General features: G+C 76.2%; 15 protein-coding genes. 4 read left to right on the top strand and 11 right to left on the bottom strand.

Going from position 1 to position 16,080, the window contains the following annotated elements; translation table 11 throughout:
• From IN07_RS01515 to IN07_RS01480, 8 genes are all read right to left on the bottom strand, one after another.
• On the bottom strand, positions 1–653 hold a 653-nt coding region (locus IN07_RS01515), incomplete at its 3' end, for a GTPase (protein ID WP_036332886.1).
• Positions 650–2,350, bottom strand: a complete 1,701-nt coding sequence (locus tag IN07_RS01510; RefSeq protein WP_036332884.1) for a GTPase family protein — start codon at positions 2,348–2,350, stop codon at positions 650–652. The genes IN07_RS01515 and IN07_RS01510, both read right to left, overlap by 4 nt.
• A 59-nt stretch (positions 2,351–2,409) precedes the next feature.
• The gene (locus IN07_RS01505) at positions 2,410–3,900 is read right to left on the bottom strand and encodes an FtsX-like permease family protein (protein ID WP_156118997.1); all 1,491 of its coding nucleotides are present in this window, start codon (positions 3,898–3,900) and stop codon (positions 2,410–2,412) included.
• Complete coding sequence (locus tag IN07_RS01500; protein WP_052090514.1) at positions 3,897–4,643, bottom strand: ABC transporter ATP-binding protein; 747 nt, start codon at positions 4,641–4,643, stop codon at positions 3,897–3,899. Before IN07_RS01500 ends, IN07_RS01505 begins: the two co-directional genes overlap by 4 nt.
• A complete protein-coding gene (locus IN07_RS01495) occupies positions 4,640–5,176 on the bottom strand; it encodes a PadR family transcriptional regulator (RefSeq protein ID WP_036332880.1) in 537 nt (178 codons plus the stop codon). Before IN07_RS01495 ends, IN07_RS01500 begins: the two co-directional genes overlap by 4 nt.
• Positions 5,177–5,235: 59 nt before the next feature.
• The gene (locus IN07_RS01490; RefSeq protein WP_052090512.1) at positions 5,236–5,697 is read right to left on the bottom strand and encodes a hypothetical protein; all 462 of its coding nucleotides are present in this window, start codon (positions 5,695–5,697) and stop codon (positions 5,236–5,238) included.
• A 128-nt stretch (positions 5,698–5,825) separates the two neighbouring features.
• Positions 5,826–7,745 (bottom strand): family 43 glycosylhydrolase, encoded by a 1,920-nt coding sequence (locus tag IN07_RS23700; RefSeq protein ID WP_052090510.1) that lies wholly within the window; start codon positions 7,743–7,745, stop codon positions 5,826–5,828.
• A gap of 139 nt (positions 7,746–7,884) precedes the next feature.
• Positions 7,885–8,667 carry a cobalt-precorrin-6A reductase gene (locus IN07_RS01480; RefSeq protein WP_036332877.1) on the bottom strand — a complete coding sequence of 261 codons (783 nt, stop codon included), beginning with the start codon at positions 8,665–8,667 and terminating at the stop codon, positions 7,885–7,887.
• 128 nt (positions 8,668–8,795) lie between these two features.
• Between IN07_RS01480 and IN07_RS01475 the strand changes: the two genes are divergently transcribed.
• The gene (locus IN07_RS01475; protein WP_036332875.1) at positions 8,796–9,878 is read left to right on the top strand and encodes a cobalt-precorrin-5B (C(1))-methyltransferase; all 1,083 of its coding nucleotides are present in this window, start codon (positions 8,796–8,798) and stop codon (positions 9,876–9,878) included.
• A 2-nt stretch (positions 9,879–9,880) separates the two neighbouring features.
• Here IN07_RS01475 and cobM read toward each other — a convergent pair whose 3' ends face one another.
• The 3 genes from cobM to def are packed head-to-tail and all read right to left on the bottom strand — an operon-like array spanning position 9,881 to position 12,383.
• Positions 9,881–10,621, bottom strand: a complete 741-nt coding sequence (cobM, locus tag IN07_RS01470) for a precorrin-4 C(11)-methyltransferase (protein ID WP_036332873.1) — start codon at positions 10,619–10,621, stop codon at positions 9,881–9,883.
• Complete coding sequence (locus IN07_RS01465) at positions 10,618–11,829, bottom strand: bifunctional cobalt-precorrin-7 (C(5))-methyltransferase/cobalt-precorrin-6B (C(15))-methyltransferase (protein ID WP_036332871.1); 1,212 nt, start codon at positions 11,827–11,829, stop codon at positions 10,618–10,620. The genes cobM and IN07_RS01465 overlap by 4 nt, the downstream gene beginning before the upstream one ends.
• On the bottom strand, positions 11,826–12,383 hold the full coding sequence (gene def, locus IN07_RS01460) for a peptide deformylase (protein WP_036332868.1): 558 nt from the start codon (positions 12,381–12,383) through the stop codon (positions 11,826–11,828). Before def ends, IN07_RS01465 begins: the two co-directional genes overlap by 4 nt.
• A 44-nt stretch (positions 12,384–12,427) precedes the next feature.
• Here def and IN07_RS01455 point away from each other — a divergent pair, with 44 nt between their 5' ends.
• The 3 genes from IN07_RS01455 to IN07_RS01445 all read left to right on the top strand — a co-directional run bounded on the left by IN07_RS01455 (position 12,428) and on the right by IN07_RS01445 (position 16,038).
• Positions 12,428–13,381: a cobalamin biosynthesis protein gene (locus IN07_RS01455; RefSeq protein ID WP_036332908.1), complete on the top strand. Its 954-nt coding sequence runs from the start codon at positions 12,428–12,430 to the stop codon at positions 13,379–13,381.
• Positions 13,382–13,645: 264 nt separating this feature from the next.
• Complete coding sequence (gene yczR / locus IN07_RS01450) at positions 13,646–15,109, top strand: MocR-like transcription factor YczR (protein WP_036332867.1); 1,464 nt, start codon at positions 13,646–13,648, stop codon at positions 15,107–15,109.
• A gap of 206 nt (positions 15,110–15,315) precedes the next feature.
• Positions 15,316–16,038: a PAS and ANTAR domain-containing protein gene (locus IN07_RS01445; protein WP_036332865.1), complete on the top strand. Its 723-nt coding sequence runs from the start codon at positions 15,316–15,318 to the stop codon at positions 16,036–16,038.
• The last annotated feature ends 42 nt before the right edge of the window (positions 16,039–16,080 follow it).

Below are 16,080 nucleotides of genomic sequence, written 5' to 3'. Positions count from 1 at the left end.
GTCGCCGCGAGGCCCTCCCGGTCCAGCAGCCCGCGCAGGTCGGCCAGGCAGGCGCGGGCGGCCGGCTCGTCCAGCCGGTCGACCTGGTTGAGGACGACGACCAGCACCCCCGAGTGCCCGGCCAGCGGCGCCAGGTACTGCGAGTGCACCGCGGCGTCGGCGTACTTCTGCGGGTCGAGCACCCACACCAGCACGTCCACCAGCTCCACCAGCCGGTCGACCTCCAGCCGGTTCTCCAGCCGGACGCTGTCGTGGTCGGGCAGGTCGAGCAGCACCAGCCCGTCCAGGGCCGGGTCACCCGACTCCACCCGGTGCCGCCTGGGCACCTGCAGCCAGTCCAGCAGCCGGTCGGACCCGTGCTCCCCCCACACGCTGGCGTGCGCGACGCCGGTGGTCGGCCGGCGCACCCCGGGGGTGCTCACCTCGCTGCCGCTGAGCGCGTTGAACAGCGTGGACTTCCCGCTCCCAGTGGCCCCGGCCAGCGCGACCACGGTGGCGTCGCCGAGCGCCTCGCGTGCACCGGCCTTGGCCAGCAGGGCACGGGCACTGGCGACCTCCGGCACCTCCAGCCGCCCCTCGGCGACCTCCACCGCCTCGCGCAGGGCGGCCAGCCGGTCGGTCAGGGACAGCTCGCCGCGCCTCCCGAGCCTCACGCGCCGACCCCGTGGGCAGCAGCCAGCGCCTGCGCCGCCGACCGCAGCTCGACGTCCGCGCCCGGTGCCGGGGCGACGTCCTCCAGCAGCACGTCGAAGCGGTGCTGCTCGGCGCGCAGCAGCCGCGCGGCGCGGGCGTCCAGGTCGGCCCGGGCCCGGGCGGCCAGCTCGCGCACCGCCGCGTCCCCGAACACCGCCTCGAGCACCCGCTGACCCACCGCGGTGGTGCCGCCGGCGATGGCCACCTCGGCGCCGGACAGCCCGGCGGTGGAGGCGAAGACGGCGACCATCACCACCGCACCCGCGCCGTTGACCCCCCAGGACATCAGCCGGGCCCGCGACCGCTTGCCCGCGCCCTCGCTGCGCACCAGCTCCAACACCGTGCCCTGCCAGTCCCGCACCTCGTCGGCGGAGGCGCCGGCGAACGACGGCGAGACGCCGTCCAGCTCGGTCTCCCGGCCGTCGAGCAGGGCGATCCCGCCGGGCAGGGTCCGCCAGCTGGTGACGGTCTTCTCCGCGGCGCGGTCGGCCTCGGCCCGGAGCAGCAGCTCGACCCCGGACTCCAGCGCGCCGGCCAGGTCGTCGGCGGGGTTGCTGCGGCCGGTGAACGCGGCGGTGACCCGGTCGCGCAACCGGCCGACGTGGCCCTGCAGGCTGCGCATCCACTCGCCGGTGCCGACGAACTCCTGCCAGCGGGCGAGCACCTCCCCGCGCAACAGGCTGCCGTTGCCGACGCCCTCGTCGATCGCCGCCCGCGCCCGGGCGTAGGAGGCGTCCGTGGCGGCCTGCAGCGCCTCCGCGGCGGCCGCCTGCTCGGCGACGCCGGCGACGACGACGTCGACCCGGTCGTGCAGGCTGCCCAGCGCCCCGGCGAGGGTCTGCCGGACGACGGCGGCGCGCTGTTCCTGGTCGGCGGCGAGCGCGTGCAGCCAGCCGCGCAGCGGGGCGACCTGCTCGTCGGGCAGGAAGCCGTCGGCCAGCGGCCGCTCCTCGATCACGAACAGCCGGGCGCTGTCCAGCCGGGCTCGGCGCAGCATCCCGGCCAGGTCGTCGGCCACCTCCGCCACCGCCTCGGGCGGCACCCGGTCCAGCACGACGGCCAGCGCGGTCCCCCGCTCCTGGGCGGTGCGCAGCAGGTCCCACGGGACGGCGTCGGCGTAGCGGGCCGCCGTCGTCACGAAGACCCACAGGTCGGCGGCGGCCAGCAGCTGACCGGCCAGGTCGCGGTTGGCCTCGACCACCGAGTCGACGTCCGGGGCGTCGACGAGGGCGAGCCCGGCCGGCAGCGCCTCGGACACCACGAGCTGCAGACCGCCGGGGCCGGCCTCCCCGCCGGTGGTGCGGGCCAGCCCGGGCAGCACCCGGTCGCCGGCGAACGCGGCCCGGTCGGCCGGAGCGCAGACCAGGACCGGAGCGCGGGTCGTCGGGCGGAGCACGCCGGGGGTGGTGACCCGGGCGCCCAGCAGGCTGTTGACCAGCGTGGACTTGCCGGCGCCGGTCGAGCCGCCGACCACGGTGAGCAGCGGTGCGTCCAGGTCGCGGAGCCGCGGCAGCAGGTAGTCGTCGACCTGGTCGACGACCGAGCGGGCGGTGCGGGCGGCGGCGTCCCGGCCGGGGGTGGCCAGGCCGAGCGGTGCCGAGGCGACCCGATCGCGCAGGTGCTGCAGGGCGTCGGGCAGCCCGGGCGGGGTGGTCATGCCCGGGATCTTGCCCGGGACGCCGACCGCGAACCCCTCGCCTGCCCCCGGGCACCCGCTCAGGCGGTGCGCAGCTCCCCCGGGTCGGCGCTGCGGCGCAGGATCGGCAGAGCGATCAGCGTGAGGGCGGCCGTGGCCAGCGTCGTCCCACCGGCGATGACCGCCAGCGCCGTCCAGGGCACGGGCACGGCGGTCTCCACCACCCGGAGCACCCGCCCGGTGGCGGAGTAGCTGCTCTCCTGCACGGTGGTGCCCATCACCCCACGCGCGGCGAGGATGCCGGCGGCCGTCGCCAGCAGGGTCGCCGGGACGACCGGCACCAGCACCTCCAGCAGCAGGGCCCGGCCGAGCACGCCCCGCGGCACCCCGGCGGCTACGAGCGCGGCCGCCGCCCGCCGCCGGCTCAGCACGCCCTCGATGGTGCCGACCAGCAGACCGGCCACGGCGATCGCACCGGCGACGACCAGGGCCAGGTCGACCGTGTCCAGGGCCCGCGCGTAGAACTCGTTGCCGCTCTGCCGCTGCGACAGCAGGGTGTGGGACCGGAAGCCCTGGATGGCCGCGGCGAGCAGGACGACGACCAGCAGGGCCGAGTGGCTCCGGCTGGCGGCGAAGGGCGCGGCGACCAACCGCCGGCCGGCGATGAGCAGCGCCGGCCGCCCGGTGCGCCGGGCCAGGAACTCCCCCACCCGCGCGGAGACGGCCGCCGTCCCGAGCACGATGCCGATCGCCGTGCAGAGGAACAGCAGCAGGAACACCAGCGCGGGCACCCGGCCGACACCCCCGTCGATGCCGGTCAACCGGACCAGCCCCGCGAACAGCGCCATGCCCCCGGCCCCGAGGACGAACAGGGCCGCCGGGACCACCTGCACCGGCCGCACCCGCTGGCTGCGCACCACCCCGAACGGTGTCGTGGTCACCCGGCGCAGCGCGGCCAGCGCGAAGACCGTGGCCGCGATCGGCACGGCGAGGACCAGGAGGGCGATCAGCCAGACCGGCGGCAGGACGTCGGTCGGCAGCCGCAGCGCCGGACCGGTGACGTCCTCGATGAGGTAGCCGTTCGAGGAGATCTCGGTGCTGCGCTCGTAGGTGGCCGTCACCGGGTCCCCGAGCAGCACCCGCCCGAGCAGGTACACCCCCAGGCCGATCAGTGATCCCAGGGCCGCCGCCAACCCGGTCTCGACGGCGGCCACCCGGGCGACGTCCGCGGGGGTTGCGCCGGTGAGCCGGAGCGCGGCCAGCCGCCGGTCGCGCGCCGGCGCGCCGATCCGGGCGCACTGGCCGGTGAACGCCAGCACCGGCACGCAGAGCAGCACCAGGGCGATCACGATGCCGATGTGCAGCCCGGTCTCGTTGAGCAGCTGACTGGTGTAGGGCCCGTCGTCCTCACCGGTGGCCGCGACCGTGGCGGCGGCGAGCAGCGCCAGCACCCCTGCGGCGGCGCCGACCGCGGTCAGCGCGATCCGGGTGCGGTCGGCCCGGCCGCCGGCGGTGGCCAGCCACAGCAGGGTCGACCAGCGCATCGCCCCGACGTCCGCCGAGCCGCTCACCGGGCGCCTGCCCGGCCCAGCGCGCCGCGCAGGGCCGAGGTCGGGGCGCCGTCGTCGGCCATGCCGTCCCGGATCACGATCTCCCGGTCGGCGTAGGCGGCGACCTTCGCGTCGTGGGTGACCATCAGCACGGTCATGCCGGCCTGCCGGGTGACCCGGACCAGTTCGGTGAGCACCTGCTCCCCGGCCAGGGTGTCGAGGGCGCCGGTCGGCTCGTCGGCGAACAGCACCTCCGGCTCGGTCACCAGCGCCCGGGCCATCGCCACCCGCTGGGCCTGGCCGCCGGACATCTCGGTCGGCCGGTGCGTCGCCAGGTCGGCCACCTCGAAGCGCTCGAGCCAGGTGCCGGCGGCGGTCAGGGCGGGACGTCGCTTGACGCCGGCCAGCAGAAGCGGCATCGCCACGTTCTCCGCCGCCGTCAGCTCGGGCACCAGCTGGCCGAACTGGAAGAGCACGCCGAACCGGGTGCGCCGCAGCCGGGACCGCTCGGCCTCGCTGTCGGTGTCGATCCGGCGCCCGTCGAACCGGACCTCGCCGGCGTCCGGGCGCAGGATGCCCGCCAGGCACAGCAGCAGCGTCGACTTGCCCGACCCCGACGGGCCGGTGATCGCCAGGATCTCGCCGCGCCGCGTGCCCACGCTGATCCCGCGCAGCGCCGGGGAGTGGCCGTAGGAGCGCACCAGCGCACGGCCGGCGAGCAGCAGGCCCTCGTCGGTGCCGGTGTCGTCGGGTGGAGAGGTCATGGTCGGAGCTCCTCGGAGAGGGAGGCGACGCGGGCCAGGGCGGTGTCGATCCACCGCAGGTCGGCATCGAGGTGGTTGAGGGCGTAGTCGGCCGCGAGCACACCGGCCAGGGAGGTGTCGGGGTCGGTCTTGACGCGGGTGTACTCGCGCATCCGTTCCCGGTGGGCAGCGCGCTGCCGTTGCAGGTAGTCGGCCGCGGCGTCGTCCCCGGCGACCAGCAGCGCGAGGGTCACCTTCACCGCCAGCGGGTTGCTGACGAAGGGGGTCGGCGCCTCGACCTCGGCCAGCCAGGCGTCGAGCTCCAGCCGCCCGGCCGGGGTCATCTCGTACGACGTGCGGTCGGGACCGCCGCCCCGATCGGTGCCCCCGGGGGCGACCAGCCCGTCCCGCAGCAGTCGCTCCAACGTGGCGTACACCTGCGCGGGCGCGATCGGCTTGGCCATCGGGAACCGTGCGTCGTACTGCCGCTTGAGGTCGTACCCGTGCCGTCCACCCCGCGCGAGGAGGCCGAGGAGGACGTGCCCGAGCGCCATGCGCAGACTATGCACTCAGTTACTAGTTGCTGTCCAGACGTCGGCCCCGGGTGTCCGCCTCAGTCGCGCCGCGGCCAGGGCACGACCGGGCCGACCGACGCCCCTGCGCCGTCGTCGTGCTCGTGACTGCCGGCCGCGTGGGCCACCGCGGCCAGCAGCAGGACCAGCTCGTCGCGGTCCAGGCCGGCGGTCAGGTCGGCCAGGTCGACCGGCTGCCCCTCGGCCAGGCTCGCCGCCGCCCGCAACAGCCGCAGCTGCCCGCCGCTGCCGCCGATCACCCCGGTGCGGAGCGCGCCGTCCAGGTCGGCCCACTGGACGGCGGCCCACGGTCCGCCGTCGATGGCGTCGGCGTCGAGCGCGATGGCGATCAGGCCGGCGGCCTGCAGCCGGGGCAGCCAGTGGCCGGACTCGGCCAGCAGCAGCACCGCCGCCTCGGCCGCGTAGTCACCGACCGCCGCCCGCAGCAGGGCGCTCTCCAGGCTCAGCGGGTCGAGGTCGACCGCCTGCGGTTCTCCCAGCACTGCGCACCACCTCCGTCGCACCCACTGTGCACCGAGGGTGCGACAGTCCGGGCACCGGAGGCAGCGTGACGACGACGGCCGGCGTCCCGTGAGGGGACGCCGGCCGTCGGACGGTGCTGCGGGGCCGGTCAGGGGATGAGCAGCCGGACCGTCTGGGTGTTCCCGGCGGTGGCCAGCGACCACGTGCCGTCGTCGCCCGGGACGAGCGTCCAGGTGCTGCACGCCTTGCCCGCCTTGCCCGCCTTGCCTGCCTCGTCCGCCGGGAGCAGCCGGAGCCGGGCCGGGGCACTGCCGGTGGTGCAGGACGTCGAGGCGAGCACCGAGCCGGTGGCGGCGTTGGTGACCGTGTAGCCGGCACCGCCGGTGGAGGTCACCGTCCAGGTCTGGCAGGAGCCGGCGACCCGGGTCTCCATCCGCACCTTGTTGCCGTTGCCCTTGGCCGCCTTGCACCCGGCCACACCCAGGGTCTGGGTCTGGTCGGTGGCGCTCCCCAGCAGGACCTCACCGACCGGCTGGAACCGGAACTGCTGGTTCGCCGCACCCGTCGGTGTCGCCACGCCCAGGTTGGCGCCCGGCGTCCGCCCCTCGGCGGTCCACACGAGGTTGCGCCCCGCGATGGAGGAGATCGTCGTGTAGCCGTCGGACGCCGGCGAGAAGAGCCAGCGCTGGCAGACGTTGTAGAAGAAGTTGCCCAACCAGTCGAACTGGCCGACGTTGCCGCTGCTCTGCGCCTCCGCGCAGCCGGGGAAGTCGGCGGCCATGTTGCTCTTCCGGTTCTGGAACCGCGAACCCGTCTCACTGCCGTCGGTGACCTGGGCGGCGTCCCGTGCGTCGATCTGCCACTGCTGGCAGGTGTCGGCCGGCGAGGCGGCGGCCAGGGCCACGTTGGCCCCGGCGTAGCCGCAGGTCGCGTTGGACACGACCGCGGCACCGTCCCGGGGGACCACCTGCACGTAGGCCGAGCCGTGACCGGCCGAACGGCTGGGGTTGACCGGGTCGCTGACCGTCGGCCAGCCGTCGGACCAGGATAGGGTGCGCACGTTCAGCCGCGGCGTGCCGTCGGACAGTGCGTCGTAGTAGTGGTTCACGAAGTAGTCGACACCGCCGGCGGAGTACACGTCCGGGTGGCCGGTGCCCTGGAACTCGTTGTAGCCGCGCAGCACCTCGGTGCCGCCGCCCTCCAGCAGGGAGACGCCGTCCCGGTCCAGGTACGGGCCGGTGATGGACGTCGACCGGCCGACGACCACCCGGTAGTCGCTCTCCGCGCCACGGCAGCAGTAGTCGAAGGACGCGAACAGGTAGTAGTGGTCGCCGTGGCGGATGATCGAGGGCCCCTCGACGGGGTTGTACTGGATCTGCCGGTCGACGAGGGGGAGCACCGGGGCGCCGGCGGCGAGCTTCCCGGTCGCCGGGTCGAGCGCGACGATCTTCAGGCCGCCGAAGAAGGATCCGAAGGTCAGCCACTCGCCGCCCTGGGCGTCGGTGACGTGGTTGGCGTCGATCGCGTTGTACTCGTCGCTGCCCGGCTCGCTCTCCAGCACCGGGCCCCGGTCGACCCAGCCGTGGTCGGGGCTGGCCGGGTCCAGCGACTTGGTGGTCGCCAGCGCGGTCACGGAGTTGGTCGTGCCGAAGCGGGAGGCCGAGTAGTACAGCCGCCACTCGCTGCCGGACCAGCTGAGGTCCGGGGCCCAGGCGTCCTGCGGGGCGTCGGCCGGGGTCGCGCCGATGGCGGCCAGGACGCCGGCGGGCAGCTCGGTGAAGACCGGCGGCAGCTCGTCCCAGGTACGGAGGTCCTTCGACCGCTTCATCGGGATGTAGTCGCTGCCGGTGGCGGCGTCGCCGGTGATGGCGAGGTAGAACCAGCCCCCCTCCTCGACCAGCGTCGGGTCGTGCGCGATCGGGTCCGCGGGACGGTCGGCTCCGGCGACGAGCGGTGGGGCGGCGGGCGTCGGTGCGGCGGCGGCCGGGGCGGTGAGCGCTGCTGAGCCGACCAGCAGGGCCGCCGTGAGCGCGGGCACCCACGCCCGGCGGAGGAGGGAACGCGTCATGGGCTGACTCTCTTCAGGCGGGCGTCCACCCCGTCGGGGACGCTGGGGCACCGGAGCTGCGCGGCGCGACAGTGAGTCTGCTCACTTCTTTACAACGATGCAAGTCGCTGTGCGTGTGGCGCTCAATCGCCCTTCGTGCTCACCGTGAGGACGGGCCGGCTCCTGGTGTCCCCTCGGCCCTCGGCCACCCGAGCAGGCCCGCGAGCCAGGCCAGCGCGTCCTCGACCGTCGACACCAGCACGACGCCGTCCGGCAGCGACGGCCGGCGGACGAGCACGACCGGCACCCGCAGTTCCCGGGCGGCGATCAGCTTCGCCTCGGTCATGTGCCCGCCGGAGTCCTTGGTGACCACGACCTCCACCGCGTGCTCACGCAGCAACGCCAGCTCGTCGGCGACGCTGAACGGCCCGCGGTCCAGCAGCAGGGTCGCCCCGGCCGGCAGCGGCTCGTCCGGCGGGTCGACCGAACGCACCAGCACCCGCCCCGGCAACGCGGCGAAGGCCCCGACGCCCTGCCGGCCGGTGGTGAGGAAGACGCTGCGGTACCCGGCCACCGCCTCGGCCGCCGCGGCCAGCGAGTCGACATGTCGCCAGGTGTCCCCCGGCTGCGGCGTCCAGCCCGGGCGCTGCAACCGCAGCAGCGGCGTGCCCTGCGCGGCCGCGGCGGTGGCCGCCGCGGCGGTGATCTGCGCGGCGAAGGGGTGGGTGGCGTCGACGACCGCCCGCGGCCGGTGCTCGGCCAGCCACGCGGCCAGCCCGTCGGCGCCGCCGAAGCCGCCGATCCGCACCTCCCCCGCGGGCAGCACCGGGTCGGCCACCCGCCCGGCCAGCGAGGAGAGGACGTCGACGCCCGCGGCGACCAGCTCGGCAGCCAGCCGCCGGGCCTCCCCGGTGCCGCCGAGCACCAGCACCTGACCGGTCATCCCGGGCCTCCGTCACCCTCGAGTGTCGAGTCGTCCACGTCTGCCGGCCGGTGAGGCGTCGACAGCCCGCCACTCGATGTGATCGAGGTCGGCACCGGCGTTCGGCCCGGGCCAGGCACGATGGTCCCGTGAGCAGGGACGGCAGCAGCGGGCTGCGGCACGGCTGGACGACGGGCGCCTGCGCGACCGCGGCCACCACCGCCGCCTACACCGCGCTGCTGACCGGCGAGTTCCCCGACCCGGTCTCGATCGACCTGCCCAACGACAGGCACCCGTCCTTCGCCCTGGCGCGTGAGTCCATGGACCGGGACGGCGCCTCGGCGGGCATCGTCAAGGACGCCGGCGACGACCCCGACGTCACCCACGGCGCGCTGGTCTCCGCCCGCGTGACCCGCGGCGACCCGGGCAGCGGCGTGGTCTTCCGGGCCGGCGAGGGCGTGGGCACGGTGACCAAGCCCGGCCTGCCGCTGGCGGTGGGCGAGCCGGCGATCAACCCGGTGCCGCGCCGGCTGATGACCGAGCACGTGACCGCCGTCGCCCAGCGACACGGCGGGAGCGGGGACGTCGTCGTCGAGGTGTCCGTGGCCGGTGGCGCGGAGCTGGCCCGCAGGACCTGGAACCCACGGCTGGGCATCCTCGGCGGCCTGTCGATCCTCGGGACGACGGGCGTCGTCGTCCCCTACTCGTGCTCGTCCTGGATCGACTCGATCCGCCGCGGCATCGACGTGGCCCGCGCCGCCGGGCGGGAGCACGTCGCCGGGTGCACCGGCTCGACCAGCGAACGGGTGGCCCAGGAGCTGTACGGCCTGCCCGAGGACGCACTGCTGGACATGGGCGACTTCGCCGGCGCGGTGCTGAAGTACCTGCGCCGGCACCCGGTGCCGCGGCTGACCGTGGCCGGTGGCATCGGCAAGCTGGCCAAGCTCGCCGAGGGGCACCTGGACCTGCACTCGGCCCGCTCGCAGGTGTCGTTCGCCGCACTCGCCCAGCTCGTGGCCGAGGCCGGCGGCGGGCCGGCCCTGGTCGAGGGCGTACGGCAGGCGAACACCGCGCTGGACGCCCTGCAGCAGTGCGCCGCCGCCGGCTTCCCGCTGGGCGACCTGGTCGCCGCCGGCGCCCGCCGCACCGCCGAGGGGGTGCTGCTCGGCGCCCCGGTCGAGGTCGACGTCGTGGTGATCGACCGCGCCGGCACCATCGTCGGCCGCGGCTGACCTCAGCGGCATCGCGTCGTCGAGTAGAGGTGGCTGTCCAGGAACTGCTCGGCGGCGAGCACCCGGCCGACGATCACCACCGCCGTCCGGCGCACCCCGGCGTCGGCCACCTGCGCGGCGATGTCGGCGAGCGTGCCGCGCAGCACCAGCTCGTCGTCCCGGCTCGCCTTGGCGACCACCGCCACCGGGCAGTCGGCGCCGTAGTGCGCGGCCAGCTCCGGGGCGAGGGCGTCCATCCGCTGCACGGCCAGGTGCAGCACCAGCGTCGCGCCGGTGGCCGCGTAGGCGGCGAGCGTCTCCCCCGGCGGCATCGGCGTCGACCGCGCCGACGTCCGGGTGAGGACGACGGTCTGCCCCACCCCGGGCACGGTCAGCTCGCGCTTCAGCGACGCGGCCGCCGCGGCGAACGCGGGCACGCCGGGGACGACGTCGTAGGGCAAGCCCGCCGCGTCGAGCCGGCGCATCTGCTCGGCCATCGCGCTGTAGACCGAGGGGTCACCGGAGTGCAGCCGGGCGACGTCCAGCCCGGCCTCGTGCGCGGCGACCAGCTCCGCGGTGATCTGGTCGAGGTCCAGGTCGGCGGTGTCCACCAGCCGGGCACCCGCCGGGGCGGTGTCCAGCAGTTCGCGGGGCACCAGTGCACCGGCGTAGAGGCAGACCGGGGACGACGCGATCAGCCGCGCGGCCCGCACGGTGACCAGATCGGCGGCCCCCGGCCCCGCCCCGATGAAGTGGACGGTCATCGGGTCACGCTCCAGATCGTCACGGGCATCGCGGGCTTCCAGCCGGTGAAGCCGCCGACCGGCTCGGCCCGGGCGACCGACAGCCGGGTCAACGAGCCACCGCAGCGGCCGTGCCACTCGGCGAGCACCGCCTCGCTCTCCACCGTCACCGCGTTCACCACCAGCCGACCGCCCGGGGCGAGGACCTCCCAGACGGTGTCCAGCAGCAGCGGTGTCGTCGCGCCGCCCCCGACGAAGACGGCGTCCGGCTGCGGCAGCCCGAGCAGCGCGCCGGGCGCCTCCCCCTCGACCACCTGCAGGTCGGGGACGCCGAGCCGCTCGGCGTTCCGGCCGATCCGCTGGACGCGGACCGGGTCGGACTCCACGGCGACCGCCCGGCACGAGGGGTGCACCCGCATCCACTCGATGCCGATCGAGCCGGCTCCCGCCCCGACGTCCCAGAGCAGCTGCCCGGGCAGCGGGCCGAGCCGGGAGAGCGTCACGGCCCGGACGTCGCGCTTGGTCAGCTGCCCGTCGGAGGAGTAGGCGTCGTCGGGCAGGCCCGGGACGGTCGGCAGCGGCACGCTGCCCGGGTCGGCGACCACCTCGACGGCGGTGAGCACCAGCGGGTCGGTCTCCGGGTGCGGCCACCCGGCGGCGGTGCCGGTGAACCGGCGCTCGGCAGGACCGCCGAGCTGGGCCAGTGCGGTGAGCCGGCTGGCGCCGGAGCCGGACCCGGCGAGCAGGGCGGCGACGTCGGCCGGCGTCCGGGTGTCCGAGCCCAGCACCAGCAGCCGCCGGCCCGGAGTGGCGTGCGGCAGGACGAGCGAGACCGGCCGGCCGACGACGGAGACCACCGTCGTCTCCTCCACCGCCCAGCCCAGCCGGGCGCAGGCCAGCGTCACCGACGACGGGTGCGGCACCACCTCGACGGCGTCGGCGCCGAACAGCCGGACCAGCGAGGTGCCGACGCCGGAGAGCATCGGGTCACCGCTGGCGAGCACGACGACGTGGCGCCCCGGGTGGGCCGCGGGCAGGTCGGCCAGGGCGGGACCCATCGGCGAGGGCCAGGGCACCCGCTCGGCGACGACGTCCGGGGGCACCAGCCCCAGCTGACGGGCGCTCCCCCGCAGCACCTCCGCCGCCGAGATCGCCTGACGGGCGGCCGGGGAGAGCCCGTCCCAGCCGTCTGCCCCCACGCCGACGACCGTGACGGAGAACCCGCTCATGCGGGCAGGTCGCCCTCGGGGCCGGCGGCCTCGGCCAGCAGTCGCTCCCGCAGGTCGGCGGGCAGCCGGTCGACGTAGACGGTCCCGTCGAGGTGGTCGACCTCGTGCTGGAGGCAGCGCGCGGCCATGCCGGTCGCCTCGATCGCGATGGGCTCCCCCTGCAGGTCGACCCCGTCGACCCGGGCCCGGAAGGCGCGCTCCAGCTCGGCGTAGGGACCCGGCACCGAGAGGCAGCCCTCCTCGGTCAGCTCGACCGGCGGCTCGTCCCCGACCGGGTCGAGCACGGTGAGCACGGGGTTGACCACGTAGCCGATGACGTCCTCGCCGTCGGCGTCCGGGCAGTCGATGACGAACACCCGTGCGTCGACGCCGATCTGGTTGGCGGCCAGCCCGACCCCGTCGGCGGCGGTCATGCTGGCGAACATGTCCAGGACCAGGTGCCGCAGCCCCCGGTCGAACTCGGTCACCGGGGCACACGGCCGGTGCAGCACCGGGTTGCTGCCGTAGGTGACGATCGGCCGGGCGACGCCGTCGTAACGGCCGGGCAGGCGCATGACCGTCGATCCTAGGGAGTGCCCCGCTGCCTACAGTGACCGCGATGCGCACCCGGCCCGCTCCGACCGCCGCCGGGCTCGCCCTCGGCGCCCTCGCCGACCTGCTGCTCGCCGACCCGCGCCGCGGGCACCCGGTGGCCGGTTTCGGCCGGGCGGCCGCCGCGCTGGAGCGCCGGGTCTGGCGCGACTCGCGGGCCGCAGGGGCCGGCTACACCACCGTCTGCGTCGGGACGGCGACCGCGCTGGGCGCCGTCCTGCACCGGGCGACCGCCGACCGGCCGGGCGCCCGGACCCTGGTGACGGCCGGAGCCACCTGGGCCGTGCTCGGTGGCACCTCGCTGGGCCGGGCGGCGGACACCATGGCGGGGCACCTGGAAGCCGGGGACCTGCCGGCCGCCCGGGCGCACCTGTCCACCCTGGCCGGCCGTGACCCCAGCGGCCTCGGCGAGGCGGAGCTGGTGCGGGCCACCGTGGAGTCGGTCGCGGAGAACACCTCGGACGCCGCCGTCGCCCCGCTCTTCTGGGGTGCGGTCGCCGGCCTGCCCGGGCTGCTCGGCTACCGCGCGGCCAACACCCTGGACGCGATGGTCGGGTACCGGTCGGCGCGGTACGCCCGCTTCGGCTGGGCCGCGGCCCGCTTCGACGACGTCCTGAACTGGTTGCCGGCCCGGCTGACCGCCCTGCTGACCGTGGCCGTCGCGCCGCTGACCGGGGGGTCGCCCGCCGACGCCTGGCGGGCCTGGCACCGGGACGGCGCCGCCCACCCGAGCCCGAACGCCGGCCGGTGCGAGGCCGCGCTGGCCGGTGCCCTGGGGCTGCGACTGGGCGGCCGCAACGTCTACGGCACCCGGGTGGAGGAGCGGCCCACGCTGGGCGACGGTCAGCCCCCCGTGCGCGGCGACATCCGCCGGGCCGTCCGGCTCTCCCGAGCGGTGTGGACGGCGGCCGCCGCCCTTGCGGGGCTGAGCCGAGTGGGCCGTCGGGGCCGCTCCGCCTGACGGGGCACCCTCGGGCGGCGCCGCAGCGCACCCCGGGGCTCGGACGGCGTGGGGAAGCCGGCCGGGTCGGTGCGCGGGTGACTGGCCGGCGGGTCGGCCGGACCCAGACCGCCGCGCAGGGTCACCAGCAGCGTGGCACCGGCGAGGGCACCCGCGATCACGAGCAGGCCGATCAGGACGACGAGACCACTTCCGGGAGGCATACCACCGACACTGGCATCGGCGGAGGTCCCGCGAAGCGGACCAATCCGGCACAGTGGTCCCATGCCAGTCGACGTCCACCAGGCCAGTTCGACCCACGAGGTCGCCGCGCTCATCGGGCCGGTCACGGCCCTGCCGGGTCCCCGGTACGCCGGGCTGGCCCGGCGGGTCCGCGAGCTGGTGCTGGCCGGCCAGCTCCCCGCGGGCACCCGGCTGCCCGCCGAGCGCGACCTCGCCGCGGCCCTGGACACCAGCCGGGTCACCATCGCCTCGGCCTACCGGGTACTGCGGGAGGACGGCTGGGCGCGCACCCGGCAGGGCTCGGGCACGGTGGTCGAGGTGCCCAGCGGCGCCTCGACCTCGGCCGGCTGGCTGCCCCGGGACGTCCCCGGCCTGATCGACCTGGCGCATGCGGCGCCGTCGGCCGCACCCCAGCTGGAGCCGGCCTACGAGCAGGCGATGCGCCGGCTCCCGGCCTACACCGCCGGTCACGGGTACGCCCCCGGTGGCCTGCCGGAGCTGCGCGCCGCGATCGCCGGCCGGTTCACCGCGCGCGGTCTGCCGACCGACCCCGACCAGGTCGTCGTCACCTCCGGCGTCGGCGATGCCTCCGCGGTGGTCGCCGAGGCCCTGCTCGAGCCGGGCGACCGGGTGCTGGTGGAACACCCCAGCTACCCCGGCGCCCTGCGTCTGGTGGAGAGCGTGGGCGCCCGGCTGGTGCCGGTCCCGGTCGACGAGCGCCGTCCCGACGACCTCGTGGAGGCGGCGCACCTCGCCGCCCGGCAGAGCGGCCCACGAATGGCCGTGCTCATCCCCGACTTCACCAACCCGACCGGTGCCAGGCTGTCCGCCGCCGGGCGCCGCCGACTGGCCGCGACCCTCTGGCAGCAGGGCGTGCTGACACTGGTGGACGAGTCGTGCGCCGAGCTGTACCTGGACGAGGGCCCGGACGGCGGCCCGCGGCCGCCGTACGCCGCCGGGCTGCCCGACACCGCGACGGTGACCGTCGGCGGGCTGGCCAAGCCGGTCTGGGGCGGGCTGCGGATCGGCTGGCTGCGCGCCGACGCCGCCCTGGCCGCTCGACTGGGTGCGGTGCTGGGGCGGCGTCAGCTCTCCGTCGGCCTGCTGGACCAGCTCGCGGCGACCACCCTCGTGCAGGACCTCGACGCCGTGCTGACCTGGCGCCGCGAGCAGCTTCGGACCCAGCGGGACGCCCTGCTCGCCGCACTGGCCGCCCGACTGCCGCAGTGGCGGGTGCACCCGCCGTCGGGCGGGCTCTCCCTGTGGTGCGCCCTGCCGCCGGGGCTGAGCTCGGCCGCGCTCACCGCGGGGGCGGCCACCCAGGGCGTCCTGCTGGCCGAGGGGCGGGTCTTCGGCACCGGGCACGCCTTCGACGACCACCTGCGGCTGCCGTTCACCCGGCCGGCCGACGAGCTCCGGGCCGCGGTCGACGTGCTCGCGTCCCTCGCCGGGACCCTCAGCCTGGCGGGCGGTCACCCGACGACTCCGGCGTCCACCGTCATCTGAGTGATCAGGCCGTCACCCCAGGTCAGACCGGCCCGTGGCTCTTCCGACGGGCGGGGGCAGGCGCGCACGACGTGCACACGAGCGGTAACTTCTCGGGCACTGGAGCGGTCGGGCCTGCGGGCCCGATGGGTCGCCCGGGTCCAGCCAACGGCTCGGCGACCTCCACCGGGGCAACCGGTGCGCCAGCAGAGAAACCGGCTGATGCCATGTCGCCCTCCGCCCTCCACCGCCACCCCGCCCCCTCGACCGCGAGCGGGGCGACCGGCCGGGTCCACCGCGCGCTCCACGCGGTCGACTCCGACGTCGCCCGACCGACCGGCCGCTTCCGTGGTGACCTGACCACCGAGCGGTGGTGGTGGTCGCCGGAGCTGCACGCCCTCTACGGCATGCCGGACGGCTCCACCCAGCCCGGTGCCCAGCTCCTCCTCGCCCACGTGCACCCGGCCGACCGCCCCGCCGTCCAGGAGGCCCTCGCCGTCGCCTGCACCACCGGCGCCGCCGTCACCCGCGAGCACCGCGTGGTGCGCGCCGACGGCGAACAGCGGACGGTCGTGCTCGTCTGCGAGCCGGAGACCGACGCGTCCGGCGCGGTGGTCGCCCTGGCCGGCCTCGTCGTCGACATCACCGAGGGCCGCCCGCCCCAGCCCGCCGACGAGCACGTGCACCAGCTGGAGACCGAGGTCGAGCAGCTGCGCAGCGCGATGGCCAGCCGAGCGGCCATCGAGCAGGCCAAGGGCGTCCTGATGCTGCTCATGAGCTGCGGCGACCAGGTCGCCTTCGACCTGCTGGCGCACATCTCCAGCCACACCCACCGCAAGGTGCGCGACGTGGCCGTCGCGATCGTCGACTCGGCCAGCGGCCGCCACCCGCTGCCCGACGACGTCCGGGAGATCCTGCACGACGCGTCCCCGCCCGGCCGCTCCGTCTGAGCGCACCCGCCCGTCCCGGCCCGGCGGTCGTCGGAGAAGATG

This window comes from Modestobacter caceresii (assembly GCF_000761485.1).
GTDB lineage: Bacteria > Actinomycetota > Actinomycetes > Mycobacteriales > Geodermatophilaceae > Modestobacter > Modestobacter caceresii.
This window is presented reverse-complemented; position numbering and strand designations above follow the sequence as displayed.